The organism is Janthinobacterium sp. TND4EL3 (genome assembly GCF_900156175.1).
Taxonomy (GTDB): Bacteria; Pseudomonadota; Gammaproteobacteria; order Burkholderiales; family Burkholderiaceae_D; genus Janthinobacterium.
Genome location: NZ_FTMV01000038.1, coordinates 1 through 20,803 on the forward strand (window position 1 = coordinate 1; position 20,803 = coordinate 20,803).

The 20,803-nt window shown below is 54.6% G+C and carries 16 protein-coding genes and 2 pseudogenes; 8 read left to right on the top strand and 10 right to left on the bottom strand.

Going from position 1 to position 20,803, the window contains the following annotated elements; translation table 11 throughout:
- Positions 1 to 1,106: putative bifunctional diguanylate cyclase/phosphodiesterase (locus BXA07_RS28515; RefSeq protein WP_212592386.1), on the top strand; the 1,106-nt coding region annotated here is incomplete at its 5' end.
- A gap of 144 nt (positions 1,107 to 1,250) precedes the next feature.
- Here BXA07_RS28515 and BXA07_RS28520 read toward each other — a convergent pair.
- A complete protein-coding gene (locus tag BXA07_RS28520; RefSeq protein ID WP_076573088.1) occupies positions 1,251 to 2,177 on the bottom strand; it encodes a cation diffusion facilitator family transporter in 927 nt (308 codons plus the stop codon).
- 571 nt (positions 2,178 to 2,748) lie between these two features.
- Between BXA07_RS28520 and msrB the strand changes: the two genes are divergently transcribed.
- From msrB to argS, 3 genes are all read left to right on the top strand, one after another.
- Positions 2,749 to 3,192, top strand: coding sequence for a peptide-methionine (R)-S-oxide reductase MsrB (gene msrB / locus BXA07_RS28525; protein ID WP_076573074.1), 444 nt, complete (start codon positions 2,749 to 2,751; stop codon positions 3,190 to 3,192).
- Entirely contained in the window at positions 3,189 to 3,695 is a 507-nt protein-coding gene (msrA, locus tag BXA07_RS28530; RefSeq protein ID WP_076573075.1) for a peptide-methionine (S)-S-oxide reductase MsrA, read from the top strand. The genes msrB and msrA overlap by 4 nt, the downstream gene beginning before the upstream one ends.
- Before the next feature lie 614 nt (positions 3,696 to 4,309).
- On the top strand, positions 4,310 to 6,043 hold the full coding sequence (gene argS / locus BXA07_RS28535; RefSeq protein WP_076573076.1) for an arginine--tRNA ligase: 1,734 nt from the start codon (positions 4,310 to 4,312) through the stop codon (positions 6,041 to 6,043).
- A 90-nt stretch (positions 6,044 to 6,133) separates the two neighbouring features.
- Here the strand turns inward: argS and BXA07_RS28540 are convergent, their stop codons facing one another.
- The 7 genes and pseudogenes from BXA07_RS28540 to BXA07_RS31505 all read right to left on the bottom strand — a co-directional run.
- A complete protein-coding gene (locus BXA07_RS28540) occupies positions 6,134 to 7,075 on the bottom strand; it encodes a diguanylate cyclase (protein ID WP_076573077.1) in 942 nt (313 codons plus the stop codon).
- A 305-nt stretch (positions 7,076 to 7,380) separates the two neighbouring features.
- Positions 7,381 to 8,349 carry a magnesium and cobalt transport protein CorA gene (locus BXA07_RS28545; protein WP_076573078.1) on the bottom strand — a complete coding sequence of 323 codons (969 nt, stop codon included), beginning with the start codon at positions 8,347 to 8,349 and terminating at the stop codon, positions 7,381 to 7,383.
- Positions 8,346 to 9,050 (bottom strand): glutathione S-transferase N-terminal domain-containing protein, encoded by a 705-nt coding sequence (locus tag BXA07_RS28550; protein WP_076573079.1) that lies wholly within the window; start codon positions 9,048 to 9,050, stop codon positions 8,346 to 8,348. The genes BXA07_RS28545 and BXA07_RS28550 overlap by 4 nt, the downstream gene beginning before the upstream one ends.
- 674 nt (positions 9,051 to 9,724) lie before the next feature.
- Positions 9,725 to 10,431, bottom strand: a pseudogene (locus BXA07_RS28555) (fumarylacetoacetate hydrolase family protein).
- A 435-nt stretch (positions 10,432 to 10,866) separates the two neighbouring features.
- Entirely contained in the window at positions 10,867 to 11,484 is a 618-nt protein-coding gene (locus tag BXA07_RS28565; RefSeq protein ID WP_076573081.1) for an FMN-dependent NADH-azoreductase, read from the bottom strand.
- A 12-nt stretch (positions 11,485 to 11,496) separates the two neighbouring features.
- A complete protein-coding gene (locus tag BXA07_RS28570; RefSeq protein ID WP_212592387.1) occupies positions 11,497 to 12,300 on the bottom strand; it encodes a DODA-type extradiol aromatic ring-opening family dioxygenase in 804 nt (267 codons plus the stop codon).
- 155 nt (positions 12,301 to 12,455) lie between these two features.
- A pseudogene (locus tag BXA07_RS31505) lies at positions 12,456 to 12,646 on the bottom strand (NAD(+) synthase); the annotation flags it as partial.
- Between the two features lie 137 nt (positions 12,647 to 12,783).
- Between BXA07_RS31505 and BXA07_RS28580 the strand changes: the two are divergent.
- Complete coding sequence (locus BXA07_RS28580; RefSeq protein ID WP_076573082.1) at positions 12,784 to 14,142, top strand: GAF domain-containing sensor histidine kinase; 1,359 nt, start codon at positions 12,784 to 12,786, stop codon at positions 14,140 to 14,142.
- Positions 14,143 to 14,405: 263 nt separating this feature from the next.
- On the opposite strand, the gene glnS is transcribed toward BXA07_RS28580, so the two are convergent.
- Positions 14,406 to 15,989, bottom strand: a complete 1,584-nt coding sequence (gene glnS, locus BXA07_RS28585; RefSeq protein ID WP_076573083.1) for a glutamine--tRNA ligase — start codon at positions 15,987 to 15,989, stop codon at positions 14,406 to 14,408.
- A gap of 230 nt (positions 15,990 to 16,219) precedes the next feature.
- A complete protein-coding gene (locus BXA07_RS28590) occupies positions 16,220 to 16,714 on the bottom strand; it encodes a YkgB family protein (RefSeq protein WP_076573090.1) in 495 nt (164 codons plus the stop codon).
- A gap of 211 nt (positions 16,715 to 16,925) precedes the next feature.
- Between BXA07_RS28590 and BXA07_RS28595 the strand changes: the two genes are divergently transcribed.
- From BXA07_RS28595 to BXA07_RS28610, 3 genes are all read left to right on the top strand, one after another.
- Positions 16,926 to 17,486: a MarR family winged helix-turn-helix transcriptional regulator gene (locus BXA07_RS28595; protein ID WP_076573084.1), complete on the top strand. Its 561-nt coding sequence runs from the start codon at positions 16,926 to 16,928 to the stop codon at positions 17,484 to 17,486.
- 277 nt (positions 17,487 to 17,763) lie between these two features.
- Positions 17,764 to 18,783 carry an MBL fold metallo-hydrolase gene (locus BXA07_RS28600; protein ID WP_076573085.1) on the top strand — a complete coding sequence of 340 codons (1,020 nt, stop codon included), beginning with the start codon at positions 17,764 to 17,766 and terminating at the stop codon, positions 18,781 to 18,783.
- A 1,376-nt stretch (positions 18,784 to 20,159) separates the two neighbouring features.
- Positions 20,160 to 20,744, top strand: a complete 585-nt coding sequence (locus BXA07_RS28610; RefSeq protein ID WP_076573087.1) for an NAD(P)H-dependent oxidoreductase — start codon at positions 20,160 to 20,162, stop codon at positions 20,742 to 20,744.
- The last annotated feature ends 59 nt before the right edge of the window (positions 20,745 to 20,803 follow it).

Genomic DNA, 20,803 nt, shown 5'->3' on the forward strand with positions numbered 1-20,803 from the left:
GTGGCCGGATTGGCGTGGAATCAGTGGCCAGTTTGCCGTGGAATCGGTGGCCGCTTTCGCGTGGAATTGGTGGCCACTTTGCCGTGGAATACGCAGCCAGGCCCCTCGCTGAAGAGCTCGTCTACAGCCTACTCACTCCATTTGTTGTCGGCAACTTTGTGAGAGCGATCACCGTTAGCATTGGTACTTGTAACTTCCCTCGGGACGGCGTTGAAGCTGCGACGTTAGTCGTCAACGCCGAAGCTGCACTGTCTCGCGCTAAGTTCGCAGGGCGCGACTGCGTACGTTCGTTTCAATCGGAGATGATACATGCGATCCGACGCAGAGCACTGCTCGAGCCTGGCTTGAGACAGGCAATTGCAAAGGGGGAATTAAGTGTCTTTTACCAGCCCCAGTTTGATTGCGGCACTGGTGCAATGGCAGGAACAGAGGCGCTGCTCCGTTGGAACCACCCTGAACTCGGGCCCATCTCTCCCGCAGAATTCATCCCAATTGCGGAGAGAAGTAACCTGATAGTTGAATTAGGGAGCTGGGTCCTAATGAGGGCCTGCAAGGAAACGATGGCAATTGCAGCTCGTTCTGGTTGCGCTCTGAAAGTGGCAGTAAATGTGTCGATGCGTCAGTTCAACGATCCTCGTTTTCCGGAGGTTGTTCGTCACGCTCTAGAAGTGACGGGACTTCTACCGGAGAATCTTGAGTTGGAAATTACTGAAAGCGTGTTGGCACAAGACATCGAAGAGAGCGCGCATTCGATGAGGGCCATTTCGGATATGGGTGTCCAACTGTCGATTGACGATTTTGGCACTGGGTACTCTTCGCTTTCTTATTTGCAACGTCTTCCAATAAAAAAGCTCAAGCTTGACAGAAGTTTTATTCATCCCCTCACCGATAAGAAGAAGATTCTAGCTCAAGCGGTTTTCTCATTGGCCAGGGCATGCGGTCTCACCGTTGTAGCGGAAGGAGTAGAGGAGGTAGAGGAGTACGAATGGCTTTGCCACGCTGGATGTGATCAAGTGCAAGGCTACTTGGTTGGAAGGCCAATGCCGCTAACAGCGCTCGAAAGAATTCTGGCGAATCCACCCGCTAACTCTCAAAATGCTGCGTGACGAGTAAAACTTCATAACGACCCAAGAGTTGCTGTGGAGTGTGCGGAAAAACGTGTCTAGAGTCAAAAGATTTGAGCGTATGCTTGGCCGAGTATGAGTAGCACTGGCATGCGTAGTTTGATGTGAGTTCGATTGCTCAATGTACTAATCGGGATCAGCCAAGCTCCGGCGGCGGACGGCCGTGAAGTACACCGTCAGCCAGTCCGCCGTTCGTAATCCGCCAAGTTCCGTGGCAACTTGACTGCGGATTTCGTCGAGCTCAGCGATGGTAAAACCAGAATGCTTTGTCGGTGTGATGAATCCGATTTCGATGAAACGTGCCCGGCCGATGCGGGCAACATAGCACTGATGGTCAATAAGGCCGTGCCTCGTCACCAGGTCACCGGCGATGGCGCGCACTTGCTGGTCTAAATCGCGCGGAGCGACCTGCAGGATGCTGCGGCCTGCCCGATAGATCGCGCTAATCGGGTAGGGGAGCATTCCGCCAGTTAGCAAAATCAGTACGACAGGGTCGATGTAGGGCATCATCCACGCTGCGCTTGTACCCTCAAGCGCTTGCGCGAGTAAGAACGAGGCGCACAGGCCGCCGCTCATCAGCGCGCCGAATTGCCAACCGCGGGCGTCGGAATCGAGCAGGCTTGAATCAAGCCCACGCTTGTTTCGTTGAATATAGATAAATGCCACCACGCTTAGGCAGCTGCTGATTGCCGCAGAAGTGATCGCAATATCGTAGTGTATTACACGGCCTCCATTCATTAGGCTACTGACTCCACCCAGCAATCCGTAGGCGCACACGAAAAGCCGCACGGTGCTGCTGACGAGCGTAAGGATCGGCTCTAGGTGCCAGTAGCCAAATTGGAAGCGGCAGTCAGCTCCTCTGCCGATGAGGCGCGAGGCGTGCCAAGCGACCAACGACATACCTGTATCGATAGCGTCGAACATCCCGTCGAACACAAGTGACTGAGCACGCGATACCAGTCCTAGCAAGACGCCGAGAAGGGCCAATGCCGCAGTTAAGCACGCGGACCGTAGCAAAATTTTCTGCTCAGTTTTATGTGAGTCAGCGTCCATGGAGACGTGAGGGAGGTGGCCGTCGCCCCACATTAGTCTTTTTCTCCGGCGTTGGTTTGGCTCAGGCACGTGTAAACCCGCGTCGTTTTGTTCTGCATTTTTGTCCTCGTATCCGTGACTGAATCATATATGAAGCATGTTCCACGTGCTAATTTTCTTGGGGGCTGTTCCTCAGCGGGAAAGCACGATATCAATCGCTCACACTGTTGAAGGCTGATGTCTGGTAAGGCTGGTTTGTGTGATCGCGGCACGCAAGTCGACAGAAGTGCATCATGAATGATGGCGCGTGGGCCACACCGCAGGAAGTAGCGTCACTGGGTCTGAGATGAGGGTATCTGCTGAATCTAGAATTCTGCTGATGAAAAAAATCGTTTGATATATACTACTTATATGCTTCAGTCATCTAATTTTAGCTCCGCAGCAGGGGGCTTCCCACTAGATGATGATCTAAAGCAAGGGGGCGCGCTGTCCCAAAACCTATGGATTGAAACTGCCAATCGTTGGAATTTCCGCCACCAACTATTGATCGTTCCCACTCCACAACAATCTCTACAACTGAAGGGACTTTCCTATGACTTACGCTAAGACCGAAGAGGCCGTAAAACGGCTCACTCCGGAGCAATATCGGGTCACGCAGCAAAGCGGGACCGAACGTCCAGGAACTGGGGAATACAACGATCACAAGGAGGTGGGCATTTACGTCGACATCGTTTCGGGTGAGCCACTTTTCGCTTCGTCCGATAAGTTCGAATCCGGATGCGGCTGGCCTAGCTTCACCAAGCCGATCGTGCCGGCAAACGTGAACGAAATACGTGACACATCGCACGGTATGACGCGCGTGGAAGTTCGATCAAACTTTGGCGATAGTCATCTCGGTCACGTGTTCACGGACGGCCCCTCCAGCAAAGGCGGGCTGCGCTACTGCATTAACTCGGCGTCTCTCCGGTTCGTCGCACGCGAGAACATGATGGCCGAAGGTTATGGGGACTATCTCAACCAAGTGGAGGAATTATGAGCCGCAATCGAGCAATACTGGCCGGCGGGTGTTTTTGGGGCATGCAAGATCTGATTCGCAAGCGACCAGGCGTGTTAGAGACCAGGGTCGGGTACAGCGGAGGTGACGTGCCGAACGCGACCTATCGAAATCACGGCACTCATGCCGAAGCGATTGAGATCATTTTCGACGATGAAGTCACGGATTATAGGTCTATCCTTGAGTTCTTTTTCCAGATCCATGACCCGACGACCGCGGATAGGCAGGGTAACGACACGGGTAGTTCTTACCGGTCGGCGATTTTCTACGTTGACGATGAGCAGCGTCGTGTTGCAGAAGATACGATCGCTGACGTAGATGCATCGGGACTTTGGAAAGGCAAAGTGGCCACTCAGGTTGCGATGGCGGGCCCGTTCTGGGAGGCTGAGCCAGAGCATCAGGACTATCTGGAAAAACGTCCGAACGGCTATACCTGTCACTATGTTCGACCGGATTGGGTGCTCCCGAAACGAGCGGCGAAGTGACGCGTTAGGTAAAAAGGTTCGCTAGCAGTATAGGGACGGCAGATCTTTGATCTGCCGTCCCTACTTGAACAGGGCTCGCTCTGGCTTAATCACTACTACGGGCGGCTCCCATCCACTATGCCTGACGTGCTTCGCAGGATTTGATCAACGTGGTCAACCGCGCCGTGCATTGAGGCACAGCAATTGCTCTCTAAGCTCTTTCTCAATCGGACATCCGTGGTGCAGTGAGATATCGACTTTGGCTGTAGGGCATTCAAGGTGCGCTTGACCCCCATGACTTGATTGCGTGAGAAAGCTCGCTAACCTCCTTTGAGAGTTGGTCTGAGCGGATTTCGGAAGCGATATAGATCTTTGTAGTGATTGCCAGTTATTGATGTCGGCTTTTAAGTAGCGATATATTCAGGCAAACTGGAATTTGATGCCATTCCTCGGCCAAACGACTTGGCAGCGGCGAAGTTCACGTAAACTGCTTCACTAGCCTCCACAATACAGCCAAACCTGCGCTGTCTGCACATTTGAGCTCATAGAGTCTGACGGTCGCTCATCGTGGCCATTGGACAGTTATCTCTAAACTGCTGAGAGATTGTTGCACCAACTTCTATACGGAATTGTTTATGCTTGCCCAACAAAGACAAGATATCACAGCACTGTTCCATGCCGCCCTCGCGCCAATCCTGGACGGAACTAACGTTGTTAGCGACGTTGTTCTGGAGCGCCCGCGTGACCCCTCGCACGGTGACGTCGCGTGCAATATTGCCATGCAACTTTCGAAGCAGCTGAAAATCAATCCACGGGAGTTGGCCAAAAAAGTGGTCGAGGCTCTGCTCGCCAACCCGGCGAGTAAGGCTCTGGTGGATTCCGTAGACATTGCCGGTCCAGGGTTCATCAACCTGCGCATCACCGCGGCCGCCAAGCAATCTGTTATCAAAGCCGTGCTAGAGCAAGGCGCCGCCTATGGTAGAAGCAACGCTGGCGCAGGCAAGAGCGTCATCATCGAATTCGTATCGGCTAATCCGACAGGTCCTTTGCACGTTGGTCACGGTCGCCAGGCGGCGCTGGGAGACGCGCTAGCGTCGCTGTTTAGCACCCAAGGTTACGACGTAACCCGCGAGTTCTACTACAACGACGCTGGCGTGCAGATCCAGACACTGGCGAACTCGGTGCAGGCGCGGCTGCGCGGACACGGACCGGGCGATACCGCTTGGCCTGAAACCGCCTATAACGGCGACTATATCGCCGACATCGCAGCAGACTTTAATGCGAGAAAGACCGTCCTGACGTCGGATGGCTCGCCGGTCGTAGCTTCTGGCGACGTCAACGACATCGACTCGATCCGTCACTTCGCAGTGGCCTATCTCCGAAACGAACAAGACAAAGACCTGAAGGCATTCGGCGTCAAGTTCGATAACTATTACCTTGAGTCGTCCCTGTATTCTGAGGGCAAGGTCGACGCTGCGGTCGACATGCTCAACAAATCCGGGAAAACTTATGAGGAGGCGGGTGCGTTGTGGCTTCGCACCGAGGACTACGGCGACGACAAGAACCGTGTAATGCGCAAGTCCGACGAGACGTACACCTATTTCGTCCCGGACGTGGCTTACCACATCGTCAAGTTCCAGCGTGGCTTCGCCCAGGCGATCAATGTTCAAGGCTCGGACCACCACGGCACCATTGCCCGCGTACGCGCAGGCCTTCAAGCGGCCCACCCGGGCATCCCCCAAGGTTTCCCTGACTATGTGCTCCACAAGATGGTCACAGTCATGAAGGGCGGCGAAGAGGTCAAGATTTCCAAGCGCGCAGGCTCTTACGTGACGGTACGGGACTTAATCGAATGGTCTGGCGGCGGTGATATCGAAAAAGGCCGCGATGCAGTGCGCTTCTTCCTCATCTCACGCAAAGCCGATACCGAGTTCGTGTTCGACGTCGATATAGCACTCAAGACCTCGGATGAGAATCCTGTGTATTACGTACAGTATGCCCACGCCCGCATCTGCAGGATGCTCGAACAGTGGTCCGGTGACGATGCTGACCTCGCAGCAGTAGACCTGTCGCCGCTGACTGCACCGACCGAGGCAACACTGTTGGCAACATTGGCCGCGTATCCGGAAACGTTGGCACGTGCACAGGCTGAGTTAAGCCCCCACCAGATCGCATTCTACCTACGCGACCTGGCGGCGAACCTGCATAGCTTCTACTTCGCCGAACGCGTGCTGGTCGACGATAAGGCGCTTAAGGAGGCTCGCATCGCTTTGATGGTTGCCACCCGCCAAGTGTTGCGCAATGGTTTGGCGCTGATCGGCGTTTCGGCTCCTGAAAAAATGGAACGCGAAGGGCCAACCGCACCTTAATCAGTAAATTGTTCAACACGGTGGACCGTTGCGTGCCCCAATTCGCAGCGGTCCAGTTTTCAGTGCCATAGAATTAGTGTCCCTGCAATATCAACCGGAAAGTGGCGCGGTCCAAAGAGGCGCCATCCCAGATACAAACTGGTCACGGCCCCGGTTCTTAGCTTGATACATGAATGCGTCGGCGGCGGAGAGAAGAATTCCCGGCGCTTGTTGTCCGGGAACAATGCTAGCAACACCCAAACTGACCGTAACCCGGGAAGCCGTATCCGAAGTGCCATGAGCCAGGTTCAACCGTTTTAATCCGACCATCACTCGACGGGCGATTACTTCTGCACCAGGCAGGTCGACCTCCGGCAATAGGATGACAAACTCTTCCCCGCCATATCGAGCGACCAAGTCCCGCGGGCGTTGTGCTGCCTCTCTAAAAACCCCAGCCACAGCCCTCAGGCATTCGTCGCCGGCGGGGTGCCCATAGGCATCATTGAAGGCTTTGAAGTGATCCAGGTCGGCCAGAATCATGCTTAAGGGCACATGCGAGTCGCGGCAGCGTCGCCATTCCTCTAAAATAGTTTCATCAAAGGCACGCCGGTTGAGTAGCGCGGTTAAGGGGTCGGCAAGCGTCAGCGAACGTAAGAAGTCGCCTTGCCGCTTCGAGGCCAATTGAGTGCGCATTCGAGCACGCAGCACTGTGAGATTGACGGGTTTAGGCATGAAATCAGAGGCGCCAACGTCCAGGGCTCGAGCCTCATGTTCAGGTGACTCTAGCGAGGTGACGAAGATAATGGGAATTGCTGACGTCTTCGCGTGGGCACGAAGTTCAGTGCAAACTGAAAAACCGTCCATGTCAGGCATCAACGCGTCGAGCAGGATTAGGTCTGGTTGAAATCGATGTGCAAATTCGATCCCACCCTTTCCGCTTAGTTCGAAGCTAACGTTATAGTCTGTCCTCAGGGCGTCAAGCAGATACTTCACGTTTGTAAGCACGTCGTCAACAATGAGAATGCTTGGACGGTACGGCGCAAATTCGGTCATGTAATTGTTGTGCAGTCAATCGTCGTGGCTACGGTAACGTCTGTTTTGGGCTTGGAGGCCCCGACCAGGCGCGGATTAAATACTTCGAATATGGGACCCACAGGCCCTCCTGTTCACCCTACGGTCGGCACTCCTGCTCTGGAGTGCTGGAAACTGGCTTCGCTTCGGTTGGTGAGTTACGCTCACCATTTTCCACTAGCCACTAGATAGTCCGTCGTACGATGTAGAGGATGCCCGCTCGGAGTCGACTTCGATCTGGCAATATGCGCAGCCGTAGAATGATGGCATTGTAAGAGGCCTGAAACTTATAGCCATTTCGCCTTTTTGAAGCGGACGAATAATATGATGCAGGACAGCGTTATCAGGCCGAGCACTACGAAATATCCGTAAACCGTATCCAGTTCCGGCATGTTCTTAAAGTTCATCCCGTATATTCCGGCAATGGCCGTCGGGACAGCTAAGATTGCCGCCCAAGCTGCCAGCTGGCGAGTGATCACACCCGTCCGTTGCGCTTCTAGAAGACTGCTGAACTCAAACACCGATGAAACCACCTGCAGCAGACCATTGACCATGCCCTGCACCCGGTTGACGTGGTCCGCGACGTCGTTGAAGTATGGCCTCACTTCTGAGCTGATGCATGGAAAATGACCACGTACCAACTTTCTGACCAATTCGCTCATGGCTCCGAGCGTGCGTTGGAAATGCGTAAGTTCGCATCGCAGATGAAAAATGTGAGCCACATCGTCGCGTCCAAGAAAATCGTCTAGCGAGCGCTTCTGCATATCGAGAACGTCGTCCTCGATCATCTCAAATATTGGCAGATATTGGTCGACGATGCGGTGCAGTATGGCGTGCAGCACATAGTCGACCCCTTTTCCTAATAACGGCGGAGAAGCCTCGAGTTGGCTCCGAAGGCTGCCCAAGGCGCCTCCGTTGCCGTGCCGTACGGTGATTAAGTGATTATGCCCGGTGAAGATGGCCATCTTGCCGTAACAGATCCGGTCGCCGACTAGCTCGGCGGTCTGAGCGACTATGTAGAGCTCATCGTTGTAGACTTCGAGCTTGGGTGGGCAAAGTGGGTGCATCGCGTTATCGATTGTCAACGGATGGAGGTTATAGGTCACTTGGATTGCGCGCAGCTCGTCAGCGGTAGGATCATGCAGCGCAATCCAGCAGAATCCAGAACGGTCCCTATCTAGCTCAACGTGCTCGTCGAGCGCAATTTTCTGGATTCTCTTTCCCTTGTTGTAATAGTAGGCCGCGATGACGCTCATGCAGGCCTCGCAGGAATGAGCAGCCCGCGCTGTACCGCTGGTCGAGCTAACCCTCGTCCCAGCCAAGCACTAACGTTCGCAAAGTTGCTTAGGCCGAGGATGTCTGATGCGCCGTATGTTTCAATCAGCGCATTCACCCATCCGATTGTCGCAATGTCCGCAACCGAATAATCGTCGACGATCCAGTCTCGCCCTTCCAGCCGTCGATCAACGATGCTAAGTAGGCGTCTTGATTCGTCAATAAACCGCTGGAGAGGTCGTTTATCTTCATACTCTTTGCCACCCCAGTGCAAGAAAAAGCCAAGTTGGCCGAATATAGGTCCGATCGCCGACATTTGGAAGAACACCCAGGAAAGAGTTTCGTAACGTTTTGCGGGTGCGCTCGGAATTAGCTGGCCGGTCTTTTCGGCCAGGTATATGAGGATCGCACCGGACTCCCATACTGCGATAGGCGTCCCTTCCGGACCCGCGGGATCGATGATTGCGGGTATGCGCCCGTTTGGGTTCAACGACACAAAGGCCGGATCTTTCGACTCGTTGCTCGAGATATCAATAAAGTGGGGCTCGTATGCCAAACCAATTTCCTCAAGCATGATGGACACTTTGACGCCATTGGGCGTGGGCGCTGCATAAAGCTGCAGATGCTCCGGATGAGATGCCGGCCAGCGTTGCGTAATCGGAAACGATGAGAAGTCTGGCATTTTTGATCCTTGTTCTGGGAATTGAGGCTTACTGGAACGGCTTAATTAGTCGAAATTGCGTATTGCCCGCCGCTCTATGCAACGGTGCGACCAATAAGTCTTTGAACAGAGCGGCGCGCGTCAACTGATGCAGCGGCGGTGAACCGAAACGTAATGGAGTCACGGTTGGGCGATGTACATTGCCGGCTTTGCGGCGCCTGGGAGGTAATCCCTGCAGACGAGGGGATTGATAGCTATGGTTGCGATTTGAGAGAGGTGAGGGTCTTGCTGCATTGCCGTCTCCTTTAAATGTAAGATTGAATCATATAGTGAGCATATGTGACGGACAATAGATTTTGAAAATGAATTTCAATCGTGCGATGCGATCCGCTTGCGAGTGCACTCACCAGCGCTTGCGCTTGTATAGTGATGAGGGCGGATCAGGATACTGAGGTTTGACCGCTGGAGCGGTGGGGCTGGCCATGTAGGAGCCGCTTTTGGCGTGGGAAATAGACAAACAGGCAGCGTGGCGACCGTCTGCGCCACTGCCACCCAATGTGGTTGGGGATTCAAAACTCCCATACAGCCGCTACGCTGCTTAATCCTATATCCCGGTTGGCCGTACAAAGTACGCCGCAACGGGCCGCCCGGCTGGCTCAGCGACCCGGAGCGTCGGGATGATTGGAAGCGGACGCTTACTGCGAACGAGGGACTTGGCCGACATCGCATTCGAAAGTAGCGAGGCCGTCCACTCCTCCGCGAACGTGGTCGCCCGACTGCAGGGGACCAACGCCAGCAGGTGTGCCAGAGAAAATCAAGTCGCCAGGCGCTAGTGTAACGAAGCGGGAGATATAGCTGATGATGTCGGCAACGGGCCAGATCATCTCATCGAGCGTGCCTTGCTGGACGACGACGCCGTTGAATTCCAGCCTAATGCGGGCTCCGGTCCGATGGCCTACTTCGCTAACCGGGCGCAGCGCGCTGCGCGGCGCCGATCCATCGAAACCTTGGCGAAGTCCCATGGTCTACGCAGGTCCTTAGAAACTGCCTGGACGTCTCGCAAGGTTAAGTCGATGCCAACACCGTAACCCCACACGGTTGCCAGCGCGTCGGCCGGCTCAATGTTGGCGCCGCCGGCACCCAGCGCTACTACCATTTCCACTTCATGGTGCAAGTCGGTTGTTGCAGGCGGGTAGGGCAGTGTGCCGCGAGCCTCGACGACAGCATCGGCCGGTTTCATGAAAAAGAACGGCGGTTCACGGGTTGGGTCGTTGCCCAACTCGCGGGCGTGGGCAGCTTAGTTACGGCCGACACAGAACACGCGGCGAATCGGGAACCTTGCAGTACTACCGCCGACAGCAAGGGATGGTGTGGGCTGCGGTGTGAATACGAATTCGCTCATAGATTTCCTCATCAAGGCGGCCGCGGCAGTCAGTGCGCGCTTGACGATTCTACTACGCACTCGTGCTTACATTTCCAAAAAAGAAGCGCTTCCACGCATCTCAGATCACTAGTTGAAGGGGCACCAAGCACACGATTGCTTAGAGACCGGTAGCGTTGCTGCTTAAAGGTACGGCCCCGGATCTTGGCCAACGGAGTGGACGAAACTACCTTGGCAAATGCATTTCTCGGCGCACCTTTGTTCAATCCGGTATGCACGCGCTCGCGCAGCTCAACATCTTGCATTTATCCCGAGTTGCAAGTGCCTATTCACTGGCGACTAAGCTCACGAGACGCGACCGCTAGTCGCTTTAACGCGGACTCCTGTCCGATTTGCCGGAAATGAGCGAGTGCGAATGGACGGGCCAACGTCAGCCCGGTCCATTCTGGGCCGTGATTACACGGCCGCAGCCAGCTCCAGATCAGGCGCCAGTTTTGCCACGAAATCCCCCATCGTTTCATCGCGCAGATCTACGGCTTTGGCGCCGCCACCTGCGACGAACGTCACGTCAGTGATGCCGATGACGTTCAAGATAAGACGCAGGTATTGGGTAGCGATGTCGCGGTCGCGGATCGGCGACCCCTCTTTATAGCTCCCACCGGAAGCGATCAGTACGGTCGCTTTTTTGCCTGTTACAAGACCCTTGCCATCATGGCCGAGCGTCAACCCTTTACGCACGATGTGATCGATCCAGGCCTTGAGCGATGCGGGCACGTTGTAGTTGTACACCGGCGTCGCAATAACGATATGGTCGGCGGCTAGAAGTTCGGCGACGAGGTCGTCGGACAGACGCAGGGTTTCGACCATTTCCGCCGTGTGCTGGGGCGGTGGGGTAAAGTACGCCTGCAGCCATGCAGCGTCGACGAATTTAAGCGCCGTGTCGGCCAGGTCCCGGTTGACAATATTGCCGCTCGGATGGCGTGCACTCCACTCCTGTACGAAGCGGTCGGTCATGTTGCGCGATACGGAACTCTCACCGCGCGAACTGGTTTGTACTAGTAGAAGCTTACTCATTAATATTCCCCTTTAAAAATTACCGAATCGAAACCCTGAGATGGGCTTGCCAAGCGCGTGACCGAGAAAATCGACATGACCTTGCTCGCCAGGTGCTGCACCTGCCACAACCATGAGCGGCAAAAGATGATCCTCGTGCGGCTGGGCGTGGCGCGCACCAGGCGCTTGTTCCCAATGTGTTAGAGCAGACTCGCGCGTCGATGAACTGGCCATTTGCAAGCGCAACCAAGTATCGAACGCCTCGGCCTTTGGGTCACCCTGCGATGTGCCGACAGAGAAACCCTGCATGTTGTGATAAGTTTGTCCGCTGCCAATGATCAGCACACCTTCACTACGCAATGGCGTCAGAGCACGCCCAATCGCCAAGTGTTGGGCCGGATCCAGGCCCCTCTGCAGCGATAACTGGACCACCGGAATGTCCGCGTCCGGCAGGAGGACTTTCATCGGTATGAAGACGCCGTGGTCCCATCCGCGCGTCAAGTCTTCAGCGCTATCTATGCCAGCGTCGCCGAGCAGCGCGCGCACGCGTGCCGCAAGCCGAGGTTCGCCTGGTGCCGGCCATGTAAGGGCATATGTATAGTCAGGAAAACCAGCGTAATCGAACAACAGGCTCGGTCGAGCACCCGCGTTGACCGTCGGCTTAGACGCCTCCCAATGTCCCGACACAACCACGATCGCAGATGGACGCTCGGCGAGGCGTCCTATAAAACCTTGTAGATAGGTTTCCAAATCGTGCCAGGTCGAGCGCATCGGCCCGGGCTTAAGAAAAAAGCAGGGACCACCGCCGTGATTGATGAAATAAGTTGGTTGCATCATCCGAATATATGCCTATAAGTCCATCTCCGGAAGACATCAAATTATGATGAAATCTATCTATTTAAATGATGAATGCTACCAAGTTAAAAAGTCTGCCGGTTTTAGGAAGTACAAAGGTATTCGATTCCAACCGACCCGAAATCGGGGGGCAAGATCTAACGGTCGAGGCTATTGCGGGGCAGTCCACTGCTTGGTTCGGCCGGGATGGCGCGCTTGTGCGCAGTCCTGTCGTAGAAGCGATAGATGTTTCGTACACCGCTTCGCTCACAGGCTTTCCTTCCAAAAAGTCGTCAATTTGATCGTAAGTAATTCCGTAGGCGTCCTCATCCGGACGTTGCGGTGCTACGTTAGGTCTCGCGTTTCTGATTTTCGGGCAAGATGGGCAGGCTCGCGGCTTGCCCCAAGCCAACGGCCATAGTATATTTATCCGGGGATATCTGCCGTCAAACTGTTGGCGGCTTTTTCTCGCGGGAGGTACGGCCTGTGATTCACCAAGCTAGCGAAATCCCCGAAATCCCCGAAAGCTTCCTCGCGAGATGGCAAAACACCACCGATGTAATGGCCGGTATCTTCGACGTGCCTGCGGGATTGATCATGCGGGTGCTGCCAGGCGAGATCGAAGTTCTGGTATCGAGCCGCGGCGAGGAAAATCCTTACGAAGCCGAGGACAAAGCTAAATTAGATACCGGGCTGTACTGCGAAACCGTTATGTCCACGCGCAGGATGCTACACGTACCGTATGCGCTAGAGGACCCGGAATGGGCGCAAAATCCAGATGTGGCGATGAACATGGTGTCCTATCTTGGGGTGCCCCTATTCTGGCCCGACCAGCAGGTATTTGGCGCGATCTGCGTGCTCGATAACAAGAGGCACGTTTATCAGGATAAATATGTCGAATTGCTCCGGGAAATTAAGAAAAGCATCGAGCGGGATTTCGTAGTCATCACGCAGCAGCGACAACTAACCGCCAGCAACCGCGAATTGCAGCAGGCGCTGGTACGCCTGACGGCATTGCAGAACGAGTTGCTGCGCTCTGAAAAGCTGGCCGCGCTCGGTGCAGTGGTCGCTGGCATTTCGCACGAGCTCAACACCCCCATTGGAAACAGCTTGCTGGCGGCTAGCACGCTGCAAGACCACGCAGTCGATTTCTTGACCAACATGGAACACGGATTGACGCGTTGTCGCATGCAGCAATTTGTCCGTACGGTCGAACAGGGGGCTGCAATCTTGATGCGCGGCCTGGAGCGTGCAGCGAAACTATTAAACACTTTCAAGCAGGTGGTGGAAGACCAGCCGGTGAGAGACCGGAGCCACTTCGATCTTGGCGAAATCATGCGCGTTGTAGTGGCGCAACTCAGCCATGCGATCCAGGGCAGCGGCCACTCAGTCCACTGCGCGATAGAGCCCGGGATAGTGATGGACAGCTACCCGCAGCAATTGGCGCTTGTTGCGACGCAACTTGTGTCAAACGCATTGCAGCATGCCTTCCGGCCGGGCGCCGTGGGCACTGTGCGCATTTCCGCTCAATCTGACGGCCGAGGAAAGGTGACGCTGACCGTCCGAGACGACGGTGTGGGTATTCCGGAGTCCGATCTCGGCCGGGTGTTTGACCCATTCTTCAGCACGCAACTAGGGCAGGGGGGCAGTGGGCTGGGACTGCTCATCGTTTACAAGCTGGTCACTGCGACGTTGCACGGTAGCGTTGAAGTCAGCAGTGGATCGGGGCAGGGCACATGCTTCACCGTGGTGCTGCCGCTGTCGGCCCCCAAAGTCTTGAATAACTCCGAATGCCCGCTGCCCCAACCCACGGCAGTTTTGTGCGATCGCGTCAGACCATCTTAAAGGCCGCTGGAGATAATTCCACGTCACGTGGCGCCGCTCAGCTTCTCGAATTGAACTGGATAATTTGTCCGATCTTATGGCGCCCAATGGAAGTAACCTCTGGCGCTTTAAAAAAACTCAGACCTAAAAATAATATTGCATAGACTTTTTCTGCTCTTATCGCCCCCCCGCAGTCGGTCCGCGCTTCTGCCGCCACGCTGCGAGCGATACGATTGACCGCATGACGGCATCCATTGCGTCGCAGCGCGGCGGATTTTTGGCATTCAACGAGTTCGCGCTCCTGCTGTTTTCAGACTGGCTAAATGGTGAAGAATGCCCTCCGCAAAGTAGAAATAGCCCAACCGTTCAAATTCATAATGCGCGGGAGCCTCGAGTCCACGCTCTACGAGCATAGTTGTGCGCGTTACGCAATTAACGTCACACTCGCCGTCGACATCGAGTAACGGCCCGTAGTGCTGCGCGGGCACTGCAAAACTCTCTGCATCACTGAGCCAGTGAATCGCTGTCTTCGCTTTGTGACGAGCAGCCTTCAAGTCACGACTGCCTATGTCCGCTTCGCTGACAACGCGGACTATTTTCCCATCTTCAGTTTCTACGGCCTTGATCAGGACGTTCAAGCCATGTTTCAGCCGCACCCAGTTTCCTGGGTACACTCGCCAAAAATCCGGCTCAGCTTCAGTGCGAATATCAGCGCGGTCTATCCAGAGCTTCGCCGTGAAAAGTCGGCGACGCGTTCCAAAAGACGTGTCTTTTGGATGGTTGGGAACCTCTACCTCAAACGACTCTGGTAAGTTATCGATTACAAATTCAACGGGATCCGCTACTGCCATACGCCGTGATGCGACCGGGCTCAAGATATCGCGAACGACCTCTGCCATTGTCTCAGCCGGAACTGTACTATTCGCCTTGGTAAAACCGCACCGAACTGCAAACTCGCGCAAGACAGCCGGCGTGTAACCCCTTGCGCGCAGTCCAGCCAAAGTGGGAAGCGCTGGACTATCCCAGCCTGCCACGTGACCTGATTCAACAAGCGCATTTAATTTTCGCTTCGAAAGTACGATACCTTCAACCTCCAGCCTAGCAAACTCGATTTGAACTGGTCTCGCACCCAAAACGGCGAAGCAATGTTCGATTACCCAATCGTAAAGCGGACGGTGGTCCTCAAACTCCAATGTACATAGTGAATGTGTGACGCCTTCCAAGGCGTCCGCGATGGGGTGCGCGAAATCGTACATCGGGTAAATGGGCCAATCTTTCCCGGTTGCGTGGTGTTCTGCATGGGAAACGCGGTACAGCACTGGGTCGCGGAGATTCATATTCGGGTGGACCAAGTCAATGCGCGCGCGAAGAACCGCTGCACCTTCGGCCATCTCGCCAGCTCGCATGCGAGCAAATAGGGCTAGGTTCTCCGGAATCGACAAGGCGCGACCTGGGCTTGCTGTTCCGCCCCGCCCAAAGTCTCCGCGCATTAGGCGCATTGTTTCCGGGTCAGAGTCATCCACATACGCGAGTCCCCTTTCAATTAGGTGAACGGCGCATCGGTGTATGTCCTCGAAATATGCCGAGGTCCAGCGGGTGCGACTGAACCGCGGAGTAAGCCATGCGGCGTCATGCGAGATGGCGTCGACGTATTCGGTCGACTCCTTTTTCGGGTTAGTATCATCAAATCGGAGTGTCAGCTCGGCATCGAATTCCTCGGCCAAGAGGTCGTGAAGTACGATAGACTTAGCGTGACCGAGGTGGAGGTAGCCGTTGGGTTCAGGTGGGAACCGAAGTACAATTTTCGGAGTTCGGCCGGAAGCAATGTCGTCAGCGATTCGGTTCGCGATGAAATTTTTGTGTTCCATGTTTTGCTTTCCAAAAGAAAAGGGCACCTTTTCAGAGGTGCCCTTTCGGTAGAGGGGGGGATTTAAACCGTGCAGCTAAATGCAGCACGCGTTCCGTCTAGGCACATAGGCGAGTACAGCGCCGAGTTGGCGCTGGCTTAACTGCTGTCGTTGGGACGCGGCGTGAGTCATTGTGTTGCCTCAGAAGATTTCAAAAAATATAGCGCCTGGCTGTAGATTTAGCAAGTCGTTCAGCTAAAAAAATTGAATATTGCATTGACGCGTCGTCCCGGTTTCCAATTTGCCGCGGCGGTTCGCAACAGCACAAAGGACGCGGCGAGCAAGACAAGATCCTTCAACAAAAACTGCCCGATCGGCGCAGAAATTGCCGGAAAACCACCTGCAGTTGACTCCGCCACACCAGGAGTGCTTACGAAAAAAGTCAGCGTGAGGGCAAATGTTGCGCACGACATTGCCGCCCCCAGCACCAAGGCTCCGCGGCTAAATGTGCCCGTAGCGAGAGCAGCGGCCGTGGCCAGTTCAATGGCACCAATAAAGGTGCTTGCGCCGCGCACACCAAAGAGGCTGTGCAGCCAACTCATGACTGGGCTATTGGCGATGAATGGTGCTATGCCTTGCGCTTCGTAGTTCGTAAATTTCATCGCACCGAACCACAGGAATACAACGAATAATGACCACTGCAAAAACTTAGCGTTACTGGACGTGAAAGCGTTGTGTTGTGCCATTGTGAGGACATTGATAGGTTTCATGGGTGATTCCTGATAAAGAGGTGGTTGGCTCGGCGAAGCAGCCATATCGAAAGCCCGAAACCTGTGTGCAGTTGAGGACCTTCATCGTAGTCACGCTTGGACAAAGACGTACATGAGGACTTAAAGTGTTGATATATGTGTGCGGCATGCATATAATATAGCTTTTCCGATCAAGGAGCAAGAACAAATGAATGATACGCAAACACGCTTAGCTAACTTGCTGGGTGCCCTGGCTGTTGGCATATCGGATCGTATCCGGTTAGCAGCGGCTGAGAAGACTTCTATGGGAGGGGAGGCGGCGGCTGCGCTGATCGTCATCGGACACATGGTAGGCCTGTCAATCGACCAGCTGGGGCGAATACTGAAGCTCAGTCATCCTGGCACGGTTCGTGTCGTAGATCGGCTCGTCGCGGCTGGTCTGGCGGAACGAAAGCCCGCCTTAACCGATCGCAGAGTTTTGTCTCTGCACCTGACGCCGGCAGGCGAAACCGAGAGATCTGCAGTCCTGGAAGGCCGCCGAGTGGCCGTCTTTGCAGTGATGGACCACGTCTCCCCGGATGACTATCCCATCTTAGAATTGTTAGTGGAAAAAATGCTTGCCAGCCTGCCGTGCGACGCAACGTCAGCAATGAGCGTTTGCCGCTTCTGCGACCAGCAAGCATGTCCCGCTTGTCCAATGAGCAAATTTGAATCAAACGGTCCGCAAGGCAAATTGAGTGCCCCAGCGCGGCCCGCAAATCTCTCCTAAGCATCGGGACGATATAACACTCCGCATGCGGGGAAAGTCTGTCTCGCACGTCAGCTTAACTGCGCATGTAAAAAGGCCAGACATTAGCTTTTTAAAAGGAGTACAGGAGTGCGTGGCTGCTGCTCACTGGACTTTCGAGAAGCTCGCTTAGCTTTCAAACTTCACCCTAAGCTCATCACACAAAAAGTAGTGGTTGCTGTACTATATTTCAACTGTATGCGCGAATTATATAATCTCCGCAGCAGTCTCTGAAACCGTTGCTTTCAAGGAAGCTACCATGTGCCTTTTTAATCCGGCGAAGACGCCGATTTCAGTGTTACTCGCGCTGCTTTTAGGTGCGGTTACGGCTCAAGCAGGTGCGCAGGTAGTTCGCGAAGGGGCGCGGCTGTCACCAGTGACTAATCAACAGCGCACCGTGCCGGGGTTTTACAGGCTTATGCTGGGGAAGTTCGAGATCACCGCATTATCTGACGGTACGGTTACACTGCCGCTGGATAAGCTCCTCACTAACACCACGCCGGCACAATTGAAAAAGTTGCTGGGGCGCGCCGGGGTTGACCCTCAAGCGGCCGAGATATCGATCAATGCTTACTTGGTTCACACGGGCGAGCGCATCGTACTGATCGATACGGGGGCGGGAAGCTTGTTTCCCAACGGCGGCAGGATTCTGCAGAGCCTGTCCGCAGCGGGGTATTCGGCTGAAGATATCACCGACGTTATGATTACCCACATCCATGGAGATCACTCGGCGGGCCTCAGCCGTGAGGGGAAGCGTGTGTTTCCTAACGCGACGGTGCATGTGGACGGGCGCGATGCAGATTTTTGGCTCGATTCGAGCAATGCGGCGAAACATCCGAACCATGCTAGTTTCTTTGCTCAGGCAAAACTCGACCTCAGCCCATACTTGGCCAGCGGGAAGGTGCGCCGTTTCGGTGCGAGCGACGAGCTCGTTGCAGGTATTCGTGCTCTGCCAGCGCCCGGCCACACGCCGGGACATTCGCTGTTTGCGGTCGAAAGCGAAGGCAAAAAACTGGTCTTATGGGGTGACCTTATCCACGACATGGAATCGCAATTTAACGCTCCTGGGGTCGCCATTAGCTTCGACGTGAACCAGAGCGCCGCGATTGCACAGCGCAAGATCGCGCTGAATGATGCGGCGGCCAAGGGTTACCTGGTTGGCGCAGCGCACATCTCCTTCCCTGGGATTGGCCGAGTGCTCGCCGATGGGTCCTCATATCGCTGGCTGCCGGTTACCTACAGCGAGACCGGCCTAACATCGCAGGGCAAGCGGCGCTGAGCCTGGCGGCTGCTTTAATCAAAAAAGCGGCGGTGACGTAATTACTTGCGTCCCCGCCGCGAACTTATTCTTAACGCCTATGAGACCTCTTCTAGAAGCTTCACTTGCGCTCCTCTGCTCAACAACAGAAAACCGTACACGTTCTCGAGCTGTGAAATGGATGGAATCTCGGATGTGGCGTTAGCACGAAGTTGACCAGATGAGACGACTTCAGTCACGCAGCGAAGGAACCTCTTTACGTCTATGCTTCGCTCCGAACTGCACAGGGCCTTGATTTCCCTAGGTACGGTGGGGTAGTCGCGACCGAGGACCGCGAGCTTATCGCTCGTCTGTAACATGACTGACATGTACCCTGCATCTGCCCATGAATCCAAAAGTGCGTGAATTTCCGAGTCGTGGGGGTCAGCAAACCAATAAAACATCGTCTTACCGACTTGAAGGCGAAACGTTAGCAAGAATTGCTCTGCGCCCTGGACGGCACCGTGCCCAACACAGGTGGGAGTATTCGCTTCACCGTCCCACTTAAGAAAAGGCGCGTTTCCGAATACAGTGGCCAGATTCCCATTTGCTTGGCCGGGCGCCTTCGTGACGACGCCAAGCTCGCGCGGGTTTGTAATTTTACCGAGCATAGGTTGCTTAGTGTTCGGCGTTGTGTGACTCATAGATTCCCTTAGTAATATTGGTGTCTGATTAAAATTTGGACCTGTCAGAGCTCCTTGAAGAAGGGCTGTCGAACTTGTATAGGCATCGATCCGGGAAAAACTATTTAGTTTCGAGTAGATTTCATGAACACGCCAATGACATCGGTGTCAAGACGGCTAAGCTGAACCTCGCTACCTGAGGTAAATTAGTATTTTCTCGCGGCCCCGTGTCCCGACCCAACACACGAGTTCGGGGCGGGAAAACTCGTGCAATCTTGTTACTATCGCGCGTTCTGCAATTCGCCGATGCACGACCGCGTTTTCCGAATTGTCGGGTTCCGCGGTCGTGGAGATTTGCAGTCTGCTTGTATGGTGTGCCCGGCAGTTTCGACGCCAACCTTCGCGTCCCCGCATCTACAGCGGCATTGGGCACCGGCCGGGTTAATGCTCTCAGTCATGAAATCAAAAGTCCAGGTGTACGCTGCTACGCTCGGCGGCCTACGTTGGTATAGGTCCCTTCGAGAACGGAGCCTATGGGCTGACGTTCACGCTGGATTTTGCACACATAGACTCGAACCTAGTATATGATCGAAGCATACATAATAGTCAGTTTATGCTACTACGATGACTCTAGATTTACCTTCGAGCTCGCCTCGCTGAAATCGCCGGCTGCCACAAAGAACATCGGAGGAAGTTAAAGCTTCCGTTCTATCAACTTCCAACTGGGGGATTTAAATGTCCGATTTGCTGCAAGCACTGCAATGGCGCTACGCAACCAAGAAAATGAAATCCACAAAGAAGGTACCTCAGGACAAAGTGGACTACATTGCAGAAGCAGTTCGCCTAACCGCTACTTCGAGCGGCTTGCAACCGTACGAATTGCTGGTCATCACCAACTACGCACTCCGCGAGCAGATTCGAGCGGTCGCATGGAACCAAGCGCAGGTGACCGATTGTTCGCATCTACTGGTCTTTGCCGCGTGGGACAACTACACGCCCGAACGGATCAATCAGATGTTCGACCTTGTCAACGCAGAGCGCGGGATCATTAACGAAGGCTGGGAGGCGTATCGCCAGCAGGTGCTCGACACCTACCCGCAGCGCGATGCTGAGATCAATTACCAGCACGCTGCCCGTCAAGCCTATATCGGCGTTGGCACGGCCCTTATTGCGGCTGCGGTGCAGCAAGTTGATTCCACTCCCATGGAAGGGTTCGATCCTGCCAAGGTCGATGAGATTCTGAACCTAACGGAGCGCGGCCTACGCTCGGTCGTTATTCTGCCGCTAGGAGTCTGCGCGGCAGAAATTGATTTCATCTAAACGGAGTACCGGATAAACTTGTCACATGACGACGAGCTATCTTCCATACGATCCCCATC

Bases quoted from the DNA above. Each gene is read 5' to 3' on its own strand.
- BXA07_RS28520 (WP_076573088.1), bottom strand. From the start codon at position 2,177: ATGGACGCTGACTCACATAAAACTGAGCAGAAAATTTTGCTACGGTCC.
- BXA07_RS28565 (WP_076573081.1), bottom strand. From the start codon at position 11,484: ATGAGTAAGCTTCTACTAGTACAAACCAGTTCGCGCGGTGAGAGTTCC.
- BXA07_RS28570 (WP_212592387.1), bottom strand. From the start codon at position 12,300: ATGATGCAACCAACTTATTTCATCAATCACGGCGGTGGTCCCTGCTTT.
- BXA07_RS28610 (WP_076573087.1), top strand. From the start codon at position 20,160: ATGTCCGATTTGCTGCAAGCACTGCAATGGCGCTACGCAACCAAGAAA.
- BXA07_RS28550 (WP_076573079.1), bottom strand. From the start codon at position 9,050: ATGCCAGACTTCTCATCGTTTCCGATTACGCAACGCTGGCCGGCATCT.
- BXA07_RS28590 (WP_076573090.1), bottom strand. From the start codon at position 16,714: ATGGCACAACACAACGCTTTCACGTCCAGTAACGCTAAGTTTTTGCAG.
- BXA07_RS28595 (WP_076573084.1), top strand. From the start codon at position 16,926: ATGAATGATACGCAAACACGCTTAGCTAACTTGCTGGGTGCCCTGGCT.
- BXA07_RS28540 (WP_076573077.1), bottom strand. From the start codon at position 7,075: ATGACCGAATTTGCGCCGTACCGTCCAAGCATTCTCATTGTTGACGAC.
- msrB (WP_076573074.1), top strand. From the start codon at position 2,749: ATGACTTACGCTAAGACCGAAGAGGCCGTAAAACGGCTCACTCCGGAG.
- argS (WP_076573076.1), top strand. From the start codon at position 4,310: ATGCTTGCCCAACAAAGACAAGATATCACAGCACTGTTCCATGCCGCC.
- glnS (WP_076573083.1), bottom strand. From the start codon at position 15,989: ATGGAACACAAAAATTTCATCGCGAACCGAATCGCTGACGACATTGCT.
- BXA07_RS28545 (WP_076573078.1), bottom strand. From the start codon at position 8,349: ATGAGCGTCATCGCGGCCTACTATTACAACAAGGGAAAGAGAATCCAG.
- msrA (WP_076573075.1), top strand. From the start codon at position 3,189: ATGAGCCGCAATCGAGCAATACTGGCCGGCGGGTGTTTTTGGGGCATG.
- BXA07_RS28600 (WP_076573085.1), top strand. From the start codon at position 17,764: ATGTGCCTTTTTAATCCGGCGAAGACGCCGATTTCAGTGTTACTCGCG.